Origin of the sequence: Diplocloster agilis, assembly GCF_019042275.1 — a bacterium.
In the GTDB taxonomy this organism is placed as follows: Bacteria; Bacillota; Clostridia; order Lachnospirales; family Lachnospiraceae; genus Diplocloster; species Diplocloster agilis.
Genome location: NZ_JAHQCW010000023.1, coordinates 1 through 17,440, shown reverse-complemented (window position 1 = coordinate 17,440; position 17,440 = coordinate 1). Strand labels below are relative to the sequence as shown.

The 17,440-nt window shown below is 49.0% G+C and carries 15 protein-coding genes and 3 tRNA genes; 4 read left to right on the top strand and 14 right to left on the bottom strand.

Features of this window, described 5'->3' with window-relative positions:
* Positions 1–184: 184 nt before the first annotated feature.
* Entirely contained in the window at positions 185–349 is a 165-nt protein-coding gene (locus KTH89_RS13855; RefSeq protein ID WP_238722101.1) for a hypothetical protein, read from the bottom strand.
* A 499-nt stretch (positions 350–848) separates the two neighbouring features.
* Between KTH89_RS13855 and KTH89_RS13850 the strand changes: the two genes are divergently transcribed.
* A complete protein-coding gene (locus KTH89_RS13850) occupies positions 849–1,376 on the top strand; it encodes a YgjV family protein (protein ID WP_238722100.1) in 528 nt (175 codons plus the stop codon).
* A 629-nt stretch (positions 1,377–2,005) separates the two neighbouring features.
* On the opposite strand, the gene KTH89_RS13845 is transcribed toward KTH89_RS13850, so the two are convergent.
* Positions 2,006–2,078: transfer RNA gene (locus tag KTH89_RS13845), tRNA-Thr, on the bottom strand.
* A 224-nt stretch (positions 2,079–2,302) separates the two neighbouring features.
* Between KTH89_RS13845 and KTH89_RS13840 the strand changes: the two genes are divergently transcribed.
* On the top strand, positions 2,303–3,604 hold the full coding sequence (locus tag KTH89_RS13840) for a sensor domain-containing diguanylate cyclase (protein ID WP_238722099.1): 1,302 nt from the start codon (positions 2,303–2,305) through the stop codon (positions 3,602–3,604).
* 302 nt (positions 3,605–3,906) lie between these two features.
* On the opposite strand, the gene sigH is transcribed toward KTH89_RS13840, so the two are convergent.
* The 8 genes from sigH to KTH89_RS13800 form a co-directional block, all read right to left on the bottom strand.
* Positions 3,907–4,518 (bottom strand): RNA polymerase sporulation sigma factor SigH, encoded by a 612-nt coding sequence (sigH, locus tag KTH89_RS13835; protein WP_158344517.1) that lies wholly within the window; start codon positions 4,516–4,518, stop codon positions 3,907–3,909.
* A gap of 3 nt (positions 4,519–4,521) precedes the next feature.
* Positions 4,522–5,262, bottom strand: a complete 741-nt coding sequence (gene rlmB, locus KTH89_RS13830; protein WP_238722098.1) for a 23S rRNA (guanosine(2251)-2'-O)-methyltransferase RlmB — start codon at positions 5,260–5,262, stop codon at positions 4,522–4,524.
* Positions 5,263–5,313: 51 nt separating this feature from the next.
* Entirely contained in the window at positions 5,314–5,742 is a 429-nt protein-coding gene (locus tag KTH89_RS13825) for a Mini-ribonuclease 3 (RefSeq protein ID WP_238722144.1), read from the bottom strand.
* 71 nt (positions 5,743–5,813) lie between these two features.
* Entirely contained in the window at positions 5,814–7,211 is a 1,398-nt protein-coding gene (cysS, locus tag KTH89_RS13820; protein ID WP_158344521.1) for a cysteine--tRNA ligase, read from the bottom strand.
* Positions 7,208–7,873, bottom strand: coding sequence for a serine O-acetyltransferase EpsC (epsC, locus tag KTH89_RS13815; RefSeq protein ID WP_158344523.1), 666 nt, complete (start codon positions 7,871–7,873; stop codon positions 7,208–7,210). The genes cysS and epsC overlap by 4 nt, the downstream gene beginning before the upstream one ends.
* A gap of 131 nt (positions 7,874–8,004) precedes the next feature.
* Positions 8,005–9,054: a GNAT family N-acetyltransferase gene (locus tag KTH89_RS13810; RefSeq protein ID WP_238722097.1), complete on the bottom strand. Its 1,050-nt coding sequence runs from the start codon at positions 9,052–9,054 to the stop codon at positions 8,005–8,007.
* Positions 9,035–9,604 carry a 2-C-methyl-D-erythritol 2,4-cyclodiphosphate synthase gene (ispF, locus tag KTH89_RS13805; protein WP_158344702.1) on the bottom strand — a complete coding sequence of 190 codons (570 nt, stop codon included), beginning with the start codon at positions 9,602–9,604 and terminating at the stop codon, positions 9,035–9,037. Before ispF ends, KTH89_RS13810 begins: the two co-directional genes overlap by 20 nt.
* A gap of 70 nt (positions 9,605–9,674) precedes the next feature.
* On the bottom strand, positions 9,675–11,123 hold the full coding sequence (locus KTH89_RS13800) for a GntR family transcriptional regulator (RefSeq protein WP_238722143.1): 1,449 nt from the start codon (positions 11,121–11,123) through the stop codon (positions 9,675–9,677).
* A 240-nt stretch (positions 11,124–11,363) separates the two neighbouring features.
* Between KTH89_RS13800 and KTH89_RS13795 the strand changes: the two genes are divergently transcribed.
* Positions 11,364–13,988, top strand: coding sequence for a hybrid sensor histidine kinase/response regulator (locus tag KTH89_RS13795; RefSeq protein ID WP_238722096.1), 2,625 nt, complete (start codon positions 11,364–11,366; stop codon positions 13,986–13,988).
* Positions 13,989–14,096: 108 nt separating this feature from the next.
* On the opposite strand, the gene KTH89_RS13790 is transcribed toward KTH89_RS13795, so the two are convergent.
* From KTH89_RS13790 to KTH89_RS13780, 3 genes are all read right to left on the bottom strand, one after another.
* Positions 14,097–14,170: transfer RNA gene (locus tag KTH89_RS13790), tRNA-Met, on the bottom strand.
* 24 nt (positions 14,171–14,194) lie between these two features.
* Positions 14,195–14,267, bottom strand: a tRNA-Val gene (locus KTH89_RS13785).
* A gap of 156 nt (positions 14,268–14,423) precedes the next feature.
* Positions 14,424–15,278: a VOC family protein gene (locus KTH89_RS13780; RefSeq protein WP_238722095.1), complete on the bottom strand. Its 855-nt coding sequence runs from the start codon at positions 15,276–15,278 to the stop codon at positions 14,424–14,426.
* A 352-nt stretch (positions 15,279–15,630) separates the two neighbouring features.
* Between KTH89_RS13780 and KTH89_RS13775 the strand changes: the two genes are divergently transcribed.
* On the top strand, positions 15,631–16,197 hold the full coding sequence (locus KTH89_RS13775) for a hydrolase (RefSeq protein ID WP_158344532.1): 567 nt from the start codon (positions 15,631–15,633) through the stop codon (positions 16,195–16,197).
* Between the two features lie 54 nt (positions 16,198–16,251).
* Here KTH89_RS13775 and sigG read toward each other — a convergent pair whose 3' ends face one another.
* The gene (gene sigG / locus KTH89_RS13770) at positions 16,252–17,034 is read right to left on the bottom strand and encodes an RNA polymerase sporulation sigma factor SigG (protein WP_158344534.1); all 783 of its coding nucleotides are present in this window, start codon (positions 17,032–17,034) and stop codon (positions 16,252–16,254) included.
* Positions 17,035–17,440 lie beyond the last annotated feature (406 nt).

The following is a 17,440-nucleotide window of genomic DNA, read 5'->3' as shown; positions in this document are numbered from 1 at the left end:
CTTTTTTCTATCTTTCGTTCTGACTTCTCATCTTTTGTTTCTCCAAAATCCGTTACATTATTAAAATACTATCATACTATAGGAAAAAACTCAAAGGATACGGCCGCCATAGTATCGGGCAGGGATAAAGCCGATGGAAGATTCCACCGGCTTAGAGTAATGGTCTTTAATTCATAATTCCAAGTTATCTTTTTTTGTATATGGCCCCGATGCCTTCCTTGCGGGCGTTATGGCGCTGGTTCTGGTTTTCTACTTTCTCCTTATTGGTAATGCTGTTAAATTCTTCATTTTCTTTTTTTCTGGCCCGGACTTCCTGGCCCTTTCGGTTTTCTGTCTCTTTTTGGCTCATATTTTCCTCCATGCATATTCCGTTTGTACAGTTCGTATACCATTTTAGCGTTCCATTTATGTAGGATAATATGCAGGAAGCCGGTTTTCCGTATTTATTTTATTCCATAGGCGCACTTCCCTATGGAATAAAAAATAGTAGCGCTCGAAAAAGCCTCGCTGACTATTTTTCATGCATCGCACGTAAGCGGCTAAAAAGCAGCCGCAAGTGCTCATAGCTATAAAAAATAGTTATTTTTCCAGCTGGTTGCGGCGTTTCTATAAGCTAAAAAGCGCATGGTTACTGGGTTTCATATAGAATGAATTTATCTGTAAAGTGGCAAAATGGTGTCAAAACGAACAAAAAGAGTTCTGGACAGTAACATAGTGTTATGACACGAAATGAGTTGTTTGACAATTGCGCACGCAAATATTAGAATGGAAAAAGCTAAGTTAGGTTTGGTCGTCTTTGGCGCATAAGGCGCACTTGACAGATCGGGATTTGTGGGGAGAAGTTTAAGTTGACAAAATCATACATAGTTATTCAAATTTTAGGCTTCATGGGAGCTATATTGTTCTTTATATCGTTCCAGTGTCGAAATAATAAAACATTATTCCGATTTCAATTTCTATCTTACTTGTTATATACAATTCATTTACTTCTTTTAGGAGCTACAACTGGGGGAATAAGTTACATTATAAACGCCATTCGTTCATTTTGCTTAAGCAGCAGGTGGGACTTTGGCAGAAGCAAAAAAATGTGTATAATTATCTGCTTTATGCAGGTTGCTGTTTTGATACTTACCTGGGTCGGATGGATTAGTATATTACCTGTTGCAGCAAATGTAGCAGTTACCATTGGGGCATATACTTATAATGCGAGAACAATACGATTGGTGACTATGCTAATTAATTCACCGCTTTGGATGATTTATAATATTATTGTTGGAGCGTGGGCGGGAATAATTGATGAAGCGGTAAGCGAAATTTCCATCGGAATTTCTATTGCCAGGTATGGCTGGAAAAATCTCGGAACTGAACAGGAATGACTTCCGGTTTGTCGGGCTGATTTACCTTCGTCTTATTGGGTAAAGACGTACTACCCATTTTGTTGTTTTCAATCGTGGCAAGCAGAGCAGGAGTATATACACTCCTATTCTGCTGCCACGATTGTTTTGCGTGGGATTGGGATTCGCGCCGCGCATGGAAATAGCCCCGGTATGAGACAGGGCCAATTTCATGCCGGGGCGGTCATGCGGAAAACGATAGAAGCCCGTTTTCGGGGCTATAGGATAATCATAACAGGCCCATTCGGTTTGGCATCCGCAAAGGCCCATTCTGGCAGAGAATTTTAGAGTCTAATGTTCCAGTTACAAGTTCCTTTCGGTACGTACCTGTAACATATCATCATCTGCTCTCGGAGGCCGGACAAGGGCTTGCTGATTTTGTATTTTGTGGTGCCCAAATGGTGCCCAACTTTACAAAACCATGCTGTTACAGGTTATGCCACTTTATTCATAGGATTTGAGAATATGCCCATTTCATGCGGGTTTTCCGGGTCTACCTATGGAACAATTTGCCACCTTGTGACGGTTAAAACAGCTGTACAGGCGATAAGTGCTCATAACTATAAAAAAAAGACTCTCAAAGGATATATTCCTTGGAAAGTCTTCTCATAAGCTGTCAATGGGAATCGAACCCATGACCTCAGCACTACCAATGCTGCGCTCTACCGTCTGAGCTATGACAGCGTGTTTCAGCAACCTTGTATACTATACTATATGCTCCTACTAATTGTCAATATTAATTTGCCAAAATTTTTTATTTTTTTTACACAATTCGATAAATAACTCGTAGTATCCCGGGAACAACCGTGTCGTTGCTGTAATTCTTAAACATATTTAACTATTCACATCCCATATGCTTTATGATACACTTATATGAAATCAACAGAGCAGGAGTTGACCTATATATTATGATTCGTGAAAATGATACGGATACTTTTATGCTATTGACCTTCCGGTCTTTTCTGGCCAATACGCCGGATCTGATTTTTATAAAAGACAGCAACCTGAATTATATCTTTGCGTCCCAGGCGTTCGCCAACATGGTCGGACACCAGCATGTGAATGATCTGGCCGGCAAGTCTGATTTTGATATCTTTGAACCGGAACTGGCCAAACGGTACACACAGGATGACCGCAGGATACTGGAAACCGGTATTCCCATGAAAGACCATATCGAACCGATCCCGGACCAGGACGGACGGAAAAGCTATTCTTCCACTTCCAAATATCTGATTAAGAATCCGGACGGAAAAGTGATCGGGATCTACGGGGTAGCCCGCGACGTAACTGCCCAGGTGCAGCTGGCGGAGGAGAGAGAAAACCGCAAGCTTTCCCGGCAAATGTTTGAAGGCGTAATCGAAGCGGATCTAACCTTGGATCAATTACTGCTGGCGGAAGGATCTTCCTTATCCCATTGCATGTTAAAAGCCGTTTCTTTTACGGAAGCTATGGAATTCCTGGCTGCCCACATGGTTCACAACGATTATGCGGAAGCGTTCCTGAATTTCTTTGATATCCGGGTATTGATGAACCTATACCGGGATGGCAAAAAAGATTTCAGCCATCTTACCTGTCTGTCGGTCAACCAGACGGACTATAAATGGATCGAATTCAAGGCCCGCCTTTACTTCTCAAAAATAACGAATACGCTGCGGATTACCATCGTCTTAAACGATCTGGACGAGGAAATACGGGATAAAGAGCGCCTAAAAATAAAATCGGAAATCGATCCTCTGACCGGGCTTTATAACCGGGAAAGCACGATATCCCGGATCATGGAATGTATCAAAGATTCCGGGCCCCTTCACAACCACGCGCTGTTATTTATTGACCTGGATCATTTCAAACAGGTGAACGATCAGCTGGGCCACCCTTTTGGTGATACCGTGCTACAAAAAATAGCGGAAATGTTAAAACTGCTCTTCCGGAAAGATGATGTGATCGGCAGAATAGGCGGAGATGAATTCCTGATTCTGCTGAAAAATGTCAGCTCACAGGAGGATGCCAAAAAGAGGGCTTCGATGATCTTTCAGACAGTGCCGTTATATCAAGTGGAACAAGAAAAAGAACTCTTTATAACCTGCAGCGTGGGCGGCGCTATGTATCAGGGCGACGGAAAAAGCTTTGAAACCCTGTACCGGGAAGCGGATCAGGCTTTGTACTGCGCTAAGAAAAAAGGCCGGAATACGATTGTTTTTTATGAGCCCTGATATACGGGGACGCTCCGGGCGGCCGGATTCTTTTGTATCTCCCTGGGAGCGCATAGGGCGGCTGTGAATACGCTTAGTGAAATCGGAAAGCCGGGTTCAGGATGCACGGCGGACTTCACGTCCGACGGGCAAGAGCCTCTGAACCGGGAACACATCACGTGTTCCTGGTGAATAGGCTCGGTTCCTGAATCCGGCTTTTCGATTTCACTTAGCGTATTCCAGCGCTAGCCCTCTGCGCTCCCAGGGAGATACAAAAGAACCCGGCCGCCCGGAGCGTCCCCGTATATCACCCGCGGTTTCTATTAATCCTCCAACACATCCAGCAGCTTATTCTTTACCCTCTGCAGTGCGTTATCCACCGACTTGGGGGTTTTCTCCAGGGCCGCCGCGATCTCCGCGTAATTATTTCCGGCCAGATAACGGTCCAGCACCTCTTTTTCAAAATCACTCAGCGACTGATCGATCCTCTTTTCCAGAGACACGGCGGACTCCTGGTCGATCAGCAGCTCCTCCGGGTTCTTATCGGAGATGGACTGCAAAGCTTCCACCAGCGTAAGCCCGTCCTCTCCGCCCTCCGAAGCATCCTCATACAAAGAGACATAGGTATTCAGCGGAAGATGCTTCTTCCGCCTGGACATCTCCACCGCGCTGTAGATCTGTCTGCCGATGCACAGATCGGCAAAATGAAAGAAAGAGGCTTCCCTTTCCTCCCGGTAATCCCGGATCGCCTTGAACAGCCCGATCATCCCCTCCTGGATCAGATCGTCATTGTCCCCGCCGATCAGGTACATGGCCCGCGCTTTCTTGCGGACCAGGTTCTTATATTTTTCCATGATAAAATCCGTGATTTCAACGTTTCCGTTCCGAAGCATCCGAATCAATTCTTCGTCGGAATAATCACCGTATGTTTTCATCTTCTACCCCAACCGTTGTCTGACGATCTCATACGCCAGAATTCCCGCAGCTACCGATGCGTTCAGGGAGTCGATTTCTCCCTTCATCGGAATAGAGGCGGTCAGATCACATTTTTCTTTCACCAGACGGCCGACGCCTTCCCCTTCGCTCCCGATCACCAGGCCGATCGGCCCGGTCAGGTTCAGCCGGTACATAAGCTCTCCGTCCATGTCCGCGCACACAAACCACATGCCACGGGCTTTTAGTTCCTCGATCGTGGCGCCCAGATTCGTAACCTTGGCTACCGGCGTATAGTTCAGCGCCCCGGCGGAGGTCTTCGCCACAGTAGCCGTCAGACCCACGGCCCGTCTCTTTGGTATGATTACACCGTGCGCCCCGGCCAGATTCGCTGTCCTTATGATTGCGCCCAGATTGTGGGGGTCCTCGATATTGTCCAGCAGGATCAAAAACGGCGGTTCGCCCTTCTCCTCGGCCAACCGGAACATGTCATCGATATCGGCGTATTCATAGGCCGCCGCGTAGGCGATCACCCCCTGATGCTTACCGGTCTCCGACATCTGATTTAACCGCTCCCTGGTGACGAACTGGATCATCGTGTCATGCTTTCTGGCTTCCCGGGTAATCGTGGAAACCGCCCCGTCCCGGCATCCGTCCTGCACGAACAGCCGGTCAATGGTCTTGCCTGAACGGAAAGCCTCCAATACGGCATTTCTTCCTTCTATTGTAAATTCTTCATAACGCATCTATTCGTAACTCCTTCTGGCGTAACTCTGCGTACGCTCTTGTTTGGCCGCTTATTTATCGCACTCTTTTTCCTTCTTAAAAATCCCCTCTTTCAGCCCTATCTTTACCAGGTCTATCATACGCTTATATTGCCCGTCCAGATACAGCCAGCCGACCAGCGCCTCAAATCCCGTCGCTCTGCGGTAATCGGCCACCGTGGCATTTTTTGCCATCGTAGGCGATTTGGCGTTGCGTCCCCGCTTATAGACAGCCATTTCCCGATCCGTCAGAACAGGCTTTAACACTTCCATCATGGCGGACTGGGCCGATGCCTTTACCAGGGTGCTGGCCCGCTTATGCAGCTTGCCCGCCTTCGTATTCCCCTGATCCACCAGTATGGTACGGATAATCAGCTCATAGACTCCATCCCCTATATAAGCCAGGGCCAACGGGGAATATCCCTCCGCCTCCACAGCGGGCAGGCGGAAAGCTTCCTTCATATAGGCGATCAGATCCGCATTTCCTTTTTCTATATCTTTACTTACTTCCGCGCTAACACTTTTTTCCACATTTACGCTCTTTTCCACTTTACACCTTCCCGGGTATCTTCCAGCAGGATTCCCATGTCGGCCAGCTGATCCCGGATTTCATCCGCACGCGCGAAATTCTTCGACTTTCTGGCATCCTGGCGCTCCCGGATCAGCGCTTCTATATCCTCATCCAGAATCTCCTCTTTTTTCAGTACGATCAGGCCCAGGATATCGCTGAGCTTCACCACTTTATCCAGCAGGTTCTGCAGGAATTCTGCGGAGCGTCCCGCACCGGCGTGCGTGTTGGCAAACTTCACCAGCTCGAACAGCGCGGATACCGCATCCGCCGTGTTGAAATCGTCATCCATGGCCTCCTCGAATTTTTGAATAAAAGAGTCCGCTTCCGCAATCAGCTTTTCTTCCTCTTCGCTCATGGTTCCCGGTCCGGCCGCTTTTACCAGATGTTTCAGATTCTCAGCCGCGGTTACGATCCGGTCCAGGCCGTTTTTAGCCGCTTCCATCAGATCCGCGCTGAAATTTAACGGGCTTCTGTAATGTGCGCTCAGCATGAAGAAACGAAGCACCTGAAGATCGTACTTTTCACTGATATCCCGGACGGTGAAGAAATTGCCCAGGGACTTACTCATTTTTTTATTGTCAATATTTAAAAATGCATTGTGCATCCAGTATTTCGCAAAAGATTTTCCGCTGGCCGCCTCGCTCTGGGCGATCTCATTCTCGTGATGGGGGAAGATCAGGTCCTCGCCGCCGCCGTGGATGTCGATCTCATCACCCAGATATTTTTTGGACATGACGGAGCACTCGATATGCCAGCCGGGACGCCCTTCACTCCAGGGGGATTCCCAGTAAGGCTCTCCGTCCTTTTTCGGTTTCCAGAGCACGAAATCCATGGGATCCTCTTTCTGCTCCGCCACGGCGATTCTGGCTCCCGCTTCCAGATCATCGATATTTTTCTTGGACAGTTTTCCGTAGTCCTTGAATTTTCTGGTCCGGTAATATACCGTGCCGTCCACATCGTAGGCATATCCCTTCTCGATCAGCGTGCTGATCATATCCAGCATACCGCAGATCTCCTGGGTCGCCAGCGGATGGATCGTAGCCGGCTTCACATTCATACCGGCCATATCCTTTTTACATTCCTCTATATACCGCTCTGCGATCTCATTGGCCGAAACGCCTTCTTCAATGGCTTTGTTGATGATCTTGTCGTCCACATCGGTAAAATTCGATACATAATTCACATCATATCCTTTATACTCCATGTAACGGCGCACCGTGTCGAAGAATATCATGGGCCTTGCGTTGCCGATATGAATCAGATTATATACGGTGGGGCCGCAGACATACATTTTTACCTTCCCCGGCTCCAGCGGTATGAATTCCTCTTTTTTTCTGGTCAGTGTATTGTATAACTTCATTGTTCCTCTCCTTTATCCAGCTTTTCTTCCAGACGGGACAGACGCTCCCGCAGTTCCATATTTTCTTTCCGCAGCTGCGACAGATCGTTTAGCACCGGGTCCGGCAGATGGATCTGGTCCATGTCGCTTCTCGGTATTTTTATATTATCCTGTTTTACGATACGCCCGGGCACACCCACAACCGTACAGTTGGGAGGCACTTCTTCCAACACCACGCTTCCGGCTCCGATCTTGGAATTTTCCCCGATCGTAAAGGAACCCAGAATCTTCGCACCGGCGCTTACCATGACGTTATCCTTCAATGTCGGATGCCGTTTGCCCCGCTCTTTTCCCGTACCGCCAAGCGTGACGCCCTGATATAAGGTAACATTATCCCCGACGATCGCGGTCTCTCCGATGATCACGCCGCTCCCGTGGTCGATAAAAAATCCTTTTCCAATCGTGGCTCCGGGGTGGATCTCGATCCCGGTCTTCCTGGCCGCTCTCTGGGAGATCCATCTGGCCAGAAAATAATGGCCCGACAGATACAGCTTGTGCGCCAGCCGATAGTGCAGGATTACCTTAAAACTGGGATACAGCAGGACTTCCACACCGCTCTTGATGGCAGGGTCCCGCTCCCTGATTACTTCTATTTCTTCTTTAATATACCGTATAATACCCATTTCCTTCAACCTTTTCTGTTTGCTGTCAAGAGTTCCGAAAAACAGGGAATCCGCGTGAAAGCCTTATCTTATATAGTGTATGTAATAACCCTGGTTTTGTCAATAACCTTAAAACAAGGAATCATTACCCGCTAAACAATCTCCTGTATCGATACGCTGCGAAACGGCCGGATGGCCTGCAGTTTGCGAAATACCGGTTCCGATCTCCACTCCTGCGCCGTCTTCACCCCGAACAGGAATTCTCCCAATTCGTCGATCTTAACCTTCCACTCCGGCTGCTCCTTGCAAGCCCGCACTACGCTTCCGCCGGAATTCAGGCTCCACCGGAAAATCCCCGCGTTATCGGGCACGATCGGATCGTCCACTTCTATAACCAGCTCCACCGGTTCGTCCGATGTGACCGGTTCCGCCATCCGTTCCAGGCTGGCAATACGGATCATAATAAGCGGAGGAGTTTCCTTTTCAACCGCTCTTAGAATCCCCCCACAATCCGGCATAAGCACCGGATCCCGGTATGTCTCCTTACATTTGCGGCCGTCCTCCCCTTCTTCCCGGTCACAGAGGACGTGTCCCACGAACTCGCTATCCCGCTCAAAGACCCGGATACAGCCTCCCTCACTTTGCTGCTCGGCAAGGAGCCTTCGGTAATAGGCGGCATCCCGTACCGTCACAATATCATAGCTGGGCTGCAGGTATTTCTCATCAAATGCAGCCAGCCGGGCCGCATCATCCGCCCCAGCAGGCCGTGAGCATACCGCGCTTTCCCCGTTCTTCACAGGCTCGCAACTGATCTGGGATGAAACCGTCCGGAATCCAAACGGCAGGTAGATCGCCTCGGCCGCGGGCATCAGATAGACAAAGGGCTTTCCTTCCCGATTCATATCCAAAAGGGCGCGTTCCAGCAGGCGGCGCATATATCCCCGGTGCCGGTAAGCCGCATCCGTCGCCACCGCCACGATGTATTCCGACGGGTAACGCTGTCCCCTCACCGACACCGTATACGGGTTTAAATGCAGCATGGAGCGGACCGTTCCTTCCTCCTCCAGGATCAGAACCCGGTTGTCCCGCATCTTTTCCTGATAATAATAATCTACAAATCCTTTCCCGTCGGATGGGAAAGCGCTTTCATACAGCGTTCTGGTGGCTTCTTTTTCTTTTTGATCAAGATATCTGGTCCGCATCCTTTTCACTCCTCCTGGCGCATCCGCCGCAGCCTTCGCAGGACCGCTGGGCCATCGGATCCGAACCCGCCATATTCGCCGGGGTAGTCAGGCTGCATATAGCCTGCGCGGATATCCCCTGACCCGTGCCGGTAAAACCAAGTCCTTCCTCTGTGGTAGCTTTAATATTCACCTGGTCTTTTGCAAGCATCAGGGCCGCGGCCACATTTTTCTCCATCTCTTCTATATAGGGCCTGAGTTTCGGCCGCTGCGCGATGATCGTGGCGTCTATATTTTCAATCACATAACATTCCTGCTCCAGCAGCCGGCCTACCTTTTTTAGCAGCGCGATGCTGGAAGCCCCTTTATAAGCCGGATCTGTGTCCGGGAAATGCTTTCCGATATCTCCCAAGGCGGCGGCCCCCAGCAGGGCGTCCATGATCGCGTGTACCACCACATCGGCATCCGAATGGCCCAGCAGCCCTTTCTCAAACGGAACCGAAACTCCGCCCAGAATCAAATCTCTTCCCTCAACTAATTTATGAACATCATAACCCAGACCAACTCTCATGATAATCACCCTTTCTGTTCACTAGTATCCTGTTTTTTCCATACAATATGTATTTTATCACAGTATAATCTTATCTTCCACACTCCCAGACCTCACTTTCGCCGGGGAGCAGAATGGCGTCTGACTCCATGATTCCCAGCTGTCTCAGCTGTTCTTCCATAATGCGCAGTTCATAGAGCAATAATTCCTCCAGGACGGCGGAAAAGGAGGCAAAATCCTGTTCTTCCAGCGCCCTGACCATAGTCCGGAAGGCGGGCTCAAAATACTGGTTCATTTTTTCGGTATCTCCCCGCAATCCCCGAAGCGGATTGCCCCAAAAGAGAAGTTTTAAAAGCTCCGAATAAATGACTCTGATGGTCCGGTAAGGAGCAAACCTGGCGATCAGCTCCAGTGAATAATAGGTGGTCATCTCATAACGCCGGCTGTTCTGTAAACCGGACAGGCGCTGTTTCCACTGCAGGAGCGAACCTTTGTCCACCGAGTCCAGCGTGATTTTTGATACTGCCCTGGAGGACAGCGCGTATATCTGCAGGCTTTCCGCCACCTCCAGAAGCCGGACCTGAATATCCGGATGCGTAAAGTCGCAGTTCCTGGTGCTCTGCAACGGGGAAAGCACGCGCGCGCCAAGGGTCCTGGATGATTTCACCGCTCCGATACTGTTTAGCAGGGAGACCGTCCGGCGGATCGTACTGACAGATACGCCTTTTTCCCTGGAAAGCTTCTCAGCCGGCGGCAGATAGCTTCCTTCCGGATAAACGCCGCGGCTGATACCGGTCAGGATTTCGATCGCGAGGGAATAGCGAAGCTGGGAGGATTTCTTATATACGCTCCAGCCAAATACCGTCTCTTCTTTTGTCTGCGCACCGGTAATTCTCTTATCGTAGAATTGAGCGACAGACTGAGCCAGTTCGTCCTGGGCAGTTTTTAAAACGCTTGCCAACGCGTCCCATTCCCCGCTTCGGCTTTTGGAAGTCACTTCTTTAAGCCAATACATGCCTCTTTGAAGCTCCTCCTCATTTTCCTTAACACTATAAAAGGGGCCTTGGAAGAACAGGTAAATCTGCCGGATCAGCCGGCTTAAAAGTCCATTTCCCAATGCGTCAAACTTTTGTTCCAGATACTGATACATGGCATTCGGCGACTGTATATCCATATGAGCGAGCTGACCGATCACGTCCGGCGGCGTATGCTTAAGCGACAGCCATCCGGCCCAGCCGAACAGCGGCCAGATAGACCGGCTCAAATCAATCAGCGCAGTTTTCCTCTGTGCAAAAAAATCCTGAATCAGCCGGTTCCTTTCTTCGGGACTGTACCTGACTGCTACTTTTGCCCCGCTTCTTTGAGACAGTGAGATATATCCTTCCTGGCGCAGGCGGTGATATGCCGCTTTCACCGTATCCACCGATATGTGGGTCTGTCTGCATATCTCTTCCATTCCAGGAAGACTTTCTCCATATTTATATAAGCCAAATTGAATCTGAGTAAGCAACGATGTATAAACAGCCTGTTTCAATTCCATCTCGCCGCCCAAATTGAACTCTCCTCTCTAAATTAGGATGGTAGAAAAAAATTATAACATTTCCTACTTCAGATTTCTACAAATTCCACCAAGTCGTTGCTATTTTCAAGTTCCTTTGCTATACTCAATTTAAATGTGGTATGTGAGCGACTATGCAGGCGTGACGTTTTTACAGGGCAATAGATGCATGTGCGGGACCTCACTGAATTTCAACATAAGACTATAAGGACGGAAACATTTATGAAAAAATTAAACGTCACACAGGAAGACGCAATGATCAAAAAAACCACCTGGATCGGCATGGTTTCGCTTCTCATTTTGCTCTCACTTTTTTTGCTCGTAACCATTTTCAGCACCAGTAAATTGACCTCGCAGGTAAAATTAATCGCGGAACACCCGTTTACCGTAAACGGAGATATCAGCGACGTCAAGACCAATCTGGCGCTGATGAGACTGCGGGCAGAGCGGCTGCAATCTTATAACCAGCCCGAAGACGTGGCGAAGGTGAAGGAAGCGCTGGACGAAATCTATGTCAGCATGGAAGCGCTGCTGGACGAAATCGACGATCTGTATTTGGGTCCGGATGATGATATGGACGCGCTGCGGTTGTCTTTTCACGAAATCCGCAACGCACAGGAAGATCTTCTCGCATTCGCGGCGCTTCCCAGCTCCACAACCGATGTAATCGCAGCCTATGAAGAAGAACAGCTTTACCACCTGTATGAGAAATTAGAACAAAACGCGCAGCATATTTTATCCTATGTTCGAAATACCCAGCAAAATATATTCACATCTGCAGATCACTTGGGTAAATCCTCTCTGGTATGGTCTATTATTATCCTCATTGCTGTGACGTTAGGCTTATTCTTTTTCCAGTACGCGATCCGGAAGATGAGCCTGCGGCTTTATGAAAAAAACCGTCAATTCGAACTCCTATCCGATACCGTGGATGAAGCCTTCCTTATTTTTGGAAATGATCCGGGGCGCTGTGATTTTGTGTCCGGCAGCGCCGAACGGGTATTGGGATTACCCGCCGGCAGTCTAAAAGAGGACCGGCTTCTGATCTATCAGCATATGAACGCCGCAACTGCGGAACAGATACATAACGAGCTGTACTCCGATGCCAAAACCTCTCTGGATACCATGATCGAATATCAGCATCCCCAGTACCCGGAACCTCGGTGGCTGCAGCTGCATTCCTACCGCATAACGGAAAACACAGACACGAAATACATTCTTACGATGACCGACTGCACGGAGGAGCGCCGGTCCGCCCAGGCCCTGCAGGATGCGCTGGTCAGCGCCCAAAACGCCAATAACGCCAAAAGAGATTTTCTGTCCCGCATGAGCCATGAAATCCGGACACCGATGAACGCAATTATCGGAATGGTGACCATCGCGGCCGCCTCGATCAATAACCGGAGCCGGGTGGAAGACTGTCTGGATAAGATAGGCTATTCCTCCAAGCATCTGCTTATGCTGATCAACGATGTTTTGGACATGTCCCGAATTGACAGTAACCGGGTAAAGCTTAACAAGGAACCCTTTGAATTATATCAGTTTCTCAATAATTTTGTTTCCGTGGTATATCCCCAGGCCAGCAGCAAAGGATTGAACTTCTCCGAAAAATCGATCGGGTTTTCGGAGCATACCACTTATCTGGGCGATTCCCTCCGTCTGAACCAAATCCTTTTAAATCTGACCTCCAACGCGATTAAGTTTACACCGCGGGGCGGAACGGTGCGACTGGAAGTCTTTCATTTACCGCCCCGCGGTAATAATAGCTGGATCCGGTTTGTCGTTTCGGACACCGGGATCGGGATGAATGAGGATGCCCTTGAGCGTCTCTATACGCCGTTTGAACAAGCGGACGCATCGATCTCACAAAAATATGGCGGAACAGGGCTTGGCATGTCCATCACCCAAAACCTGGTATCCCTGATGGGCGGATTCATTGATGTCAAGAGCAAACCCGACGAAGGAACCACATTCACAGTGGAGCTTCCGTTTGAACACAGCGATGTTGATCTGCAGCCCTATCACGAGGGTGTCCTGGAATCGCTTAAGGTTCTGGTAGCAGATGACGAACAGGACATCTGTGAGCATACGACCCTGCTGCTGGAAAGACTGAAAATCCAGGCGGAGTGGGTACTAAATGGTATCGAGGCGGTTGAGAAGGTGGCCGCAGCCCAGGAGGAAGGGCATGCCTTTGATGTCTGCTTTATTGATTGGAAGATGCCTGATATTGATGGTTTGGAAACCACCCGGCGCATTCGGGCAAAGGTGGGACGGGACACCCCGATCATCATCATATCGGCCTATGACTGGTCTGATATTGAAGAGGAGGCCCGGGCGGCAGGCGCCGATGCGTTTATTACGAAGCCGCTGTTCCAGTCTTCCCTATATAATGCCCTGGTCAGTGTCACCAACGGCGCGTTTGGAATGTCCCGGTCAAAAGAAGAGAACACAGGAAACTCTCTCCAGGGCATGAGGCTATTGCTGGCTGAAGATAATGAGCTGAATATGGAAATCGCCGTGACGCTGCTTGAGATGAACGGCGCCAAAGTAGAAAGCGCAGCGAACGGCCAGGAGGCGTTAGAGCGCTTTTCAAAGACGGAACCCGGTTATTTCGACGCCATCCTAATGGATGTCCAGATGCCGGTTATGGACGGCTGTGAGGCGGCGAGACAGATCCGCGCCTGCAGACGGCGGGACGCCGGGAGCATCCCGATTATCGCCACTACCGCCAATGCGTTTCAGGAAGACGTGTCTGCGGTATTGGCCGCCGGGATGGACGCCCATATCAGCAAGCCTCTTGATATCAAACAGCTCTGCAAAATTCTGTCCCAGGTACACAGCGGATGAACTGTTCCGCTGTGCATGGGGATCGGCCTCTGTGAATGGAGTCCCGCCTCCCTTATAACGCACAAAATTACGCACAAAAAATCCGGATAAAGTATCCGGATTTTTTAGTAGCGGGAAAGGGATTTGAACCCCCGACACCGCGGGTATGAACCGCGTGCTCTAGCCAACTGAGCTATCCCGCCATATCAATATAATTTTTTAAAGGATGGGACCTACAGGGCTCGAACCTGTGACCCTCTGCTTGTAAGGCAGATGCTCTCCCAGCTGAGCTAAGATCCCATTTCCTGTGGGCCTGTCTTACCGCTGACCCGCTTTGCTATTATACTATTGAGTTCGACTAAAAGTCAATACTTTTTTTACAAATTTTTCAAATATTTTTTTAGGCGTACGGAACCCGCTTTATTACTGCCGTTGGAAGATAAAAACAGAATTTTTTCACCAGGATAGTCTCTGGTTTATTTCAATTTTTTCGCCGTCCGGACCCAGAATCATGAAATAGCGAATCCCATGTTCAAAGAAAGGAAGCTCTTTCAGAACCAGATCAGAGACACGGCATCCTGCTTTTCTAGCCTCATAGAAAGCCTCTTTTGCGTCTTTTACATTCAGGGCTATATGGTCAATATGGCCGGCTCCCCGGCTCTTAAGCTCCTGAAGCCCCGCTCCTGTCATTTGGATGAGTTCCAGCTGGAAACCGTGATTATCGACGAATCCTATGTACAGTCTGCCGTCCGGAGTGTCCAGATAACCTTCTCCCACCTTGGTAAAGCCCAGGATTTCATAGAAGGATACGGAAGCCTGAAGATCGCTCACTTTTACGGCCAGATGAGACCATCCCTGCAGCCCTGTCCGATAGCCGTAATTTACGGAACAGTTGTGGCAAAGCTCGATCACTTCCTGATTGGGTCCCACATAATTAGCCCCCCGCACACCCTTGGGGCCGATATTTTCGTATAGAACCGCCCCTTTCGGCGTAGAAGCGTGATATTTCAAACCTTGATCTTCCACCCTCCGACAGCAATTCTCAAAATCCGGCGCGTCTATGGCGAAATGATCCAGGATACCGTCCCCGCGCATTTGCATATCCCGGCCGGCTTGCGCCTGCTCACAAAGCTCGATCACCAGATCCTTTAATTCGAGGAATACTACGTTTAATTTTCCGTCGTTCCAGACTGTCTTTTCATAAAATTTCCGGAATCCCAGCTTCTGTTCATACCATGCCGCCGATCCGGCCAGATCCGCCGTAGGAATTCCCAGATGCCCAACCCCCGTTATATTTTCACTTAACTTCATTCTTACCGCTCCTTTAACCGCACGATTCATGAATTTTGTCCTACTATAGAATTTACTACGTTTCGCACTTTTACGCAAGCATCCTGTTAAAAACGTCCTACACCTGTTTATAGCGTCTTACACCTATTTAAAGCGTCCACGCAGGCTTCGTTTAAAAAATAACAAAACTGTCTGCTCTTGTATTCTATTCCCGATTTGTTTATAATTCTTTTAGTTATACATTATTGAGCAGCGAAGGCTGCGAACCCGCCCGAAGGGCATGCATTAATGGGATACTGTAAAGTATACATTGTTAGTTTTTGCGCAAGCCACTTCCGGATGGCTAAAATTTCAAAAGAAAGGTAGCGGTAAAATGAACAGTAACATTACGAGGGAGGATGCCTGGAAGCTTCTGAACGAATATAATCAGGAGGCTTTTCATTTAAAGCATGCGCTGATTTTGGAAGGCGTCATGAAGTATTTCGCAAAAGAGCTGGGATACGAAGCGGACATCGATTTTTGGGGCCAGGCAGGCCTGCTCCATGATCTTGATTTTGAGCGTTATCCTGAGCAGCATTGTATCAAAAGCCAGGAGATAATGCGGGACAGAGGGCTGTCGGATGAAATCATCCACGCAACCGCCTGCCATGGCTACGGCATCACCGTGGATATCGCCCCGGAACATGAAATGGAGAAGGTGCTGTACGCGGTAGACGAACTGACCGGCCTGATCGGCGCCGTGGCCGTGATGCGCCCTTCCAAGAGCGTTCAGGATCTGGAAGTAAAGTCGGTTAAGAAAAAATTCAAAACTCCAAGCTTCGCCGCCGGCTGTTCCAGGGAAATCATCCAGAAGGGGGCCGACATGCTGGGCTTAGATCTGAACGATCTGATCCAGCGCGTGATTTTGGCCATGCGTTCGATCCCGGATATTGTAGAGTAAAATAGTAACGCACGTAAGCCTCTGGAATCCTGGGACTTACGTGCGCATACGCCGTCATTTCTCTATCAGATAATTTCTCATATTGTGCAGCGCGTTCTTCTCAAGCCTGCTGACCTGTGCCTGGGAGATGTGTATCTCCTCCGCCACTTCCATCTGTGTTTTTCCCTCAAAGAACCGCAGCTGTATAATATATCGTTCCCGTTCCCCCAGCTTTTTCATCGCTTCGCTCAGAGACAGTTCCTCGATCCAGCGCTCTTCCTTATTCTTCTTATCGCTGATCTGATCCATGACATACAGCGCGTCGCCGCCCTCCGTATACACGGGTTCATACAGGCTCACCGGACTCTGAATCGCGTCCAGGGCGAAGACGATATCCTCCTTGGAGATTCCGATCTCATCTGCGATCTCGTTTACGGTGGGCTCCTTTAGATTCTTTTTCATCAGATTCTCTTTCGCGTAGATCGCCTTATAGGCCGTATCCCTCAGGGAACGGCTTACCCGGATCGCATTGTTGTCCCGCAGATACCTCCGGATTTCCCCGATAATCATGGGTACCGCATAAGTAGAAAACTTCACATCCAAAGTGGAATCAAAATTATCGATCGCTTTAATTAATCCGATACAGCCGATCTGAAATAAATCATCCACATTTTCGTTGCTGTTCGAAAATCTTTTTATCACACTTAAAACCAACCGCAGATTACCCTTAATATAAGTTTCCCTGGCCTCCGTATCGCCCTCTTTTATACGCGCAAAAAGAGCTTCCTTCTCGTCATTCTTGAGCAGTGGAAGCTTAGATGTATTTACTCCGCAGATCTCAACCTTATTAAGAGCCATAACCCAGAATCCTCCTTGAAACTATTTTCTATTAAGAAGAATTCTCACATTAAAGTTGAAATATACGACAATACAAAAAATATAAAAAATAAAGCCCCTTGACAAAAAAACAGAATCATCCGGAACCTTAAACTGCGGTTCTTCCTCGGGTTTGGGTATGCCCGCTGCTTAAGGCTGGGGTGCGTGTCAATGTCCCGGGATGCTCCGGGCAGCCGGATTCCTTTGTGTCTCCCCGGGAGCGCGGAGGGCTTACGTTTACACCCGCTAAGTGGAATCGAAAAGCCGGGTTCAGGAACCGAGCCTCTGAACCAGGAACACGTGATGTGTTCCCGGTTCAGAGGCTCTTGCCCGTCGGACGTGAAGTCCGCCGTGCATCCTGAACCCGGCTTTCCGATTCCACTAAGCG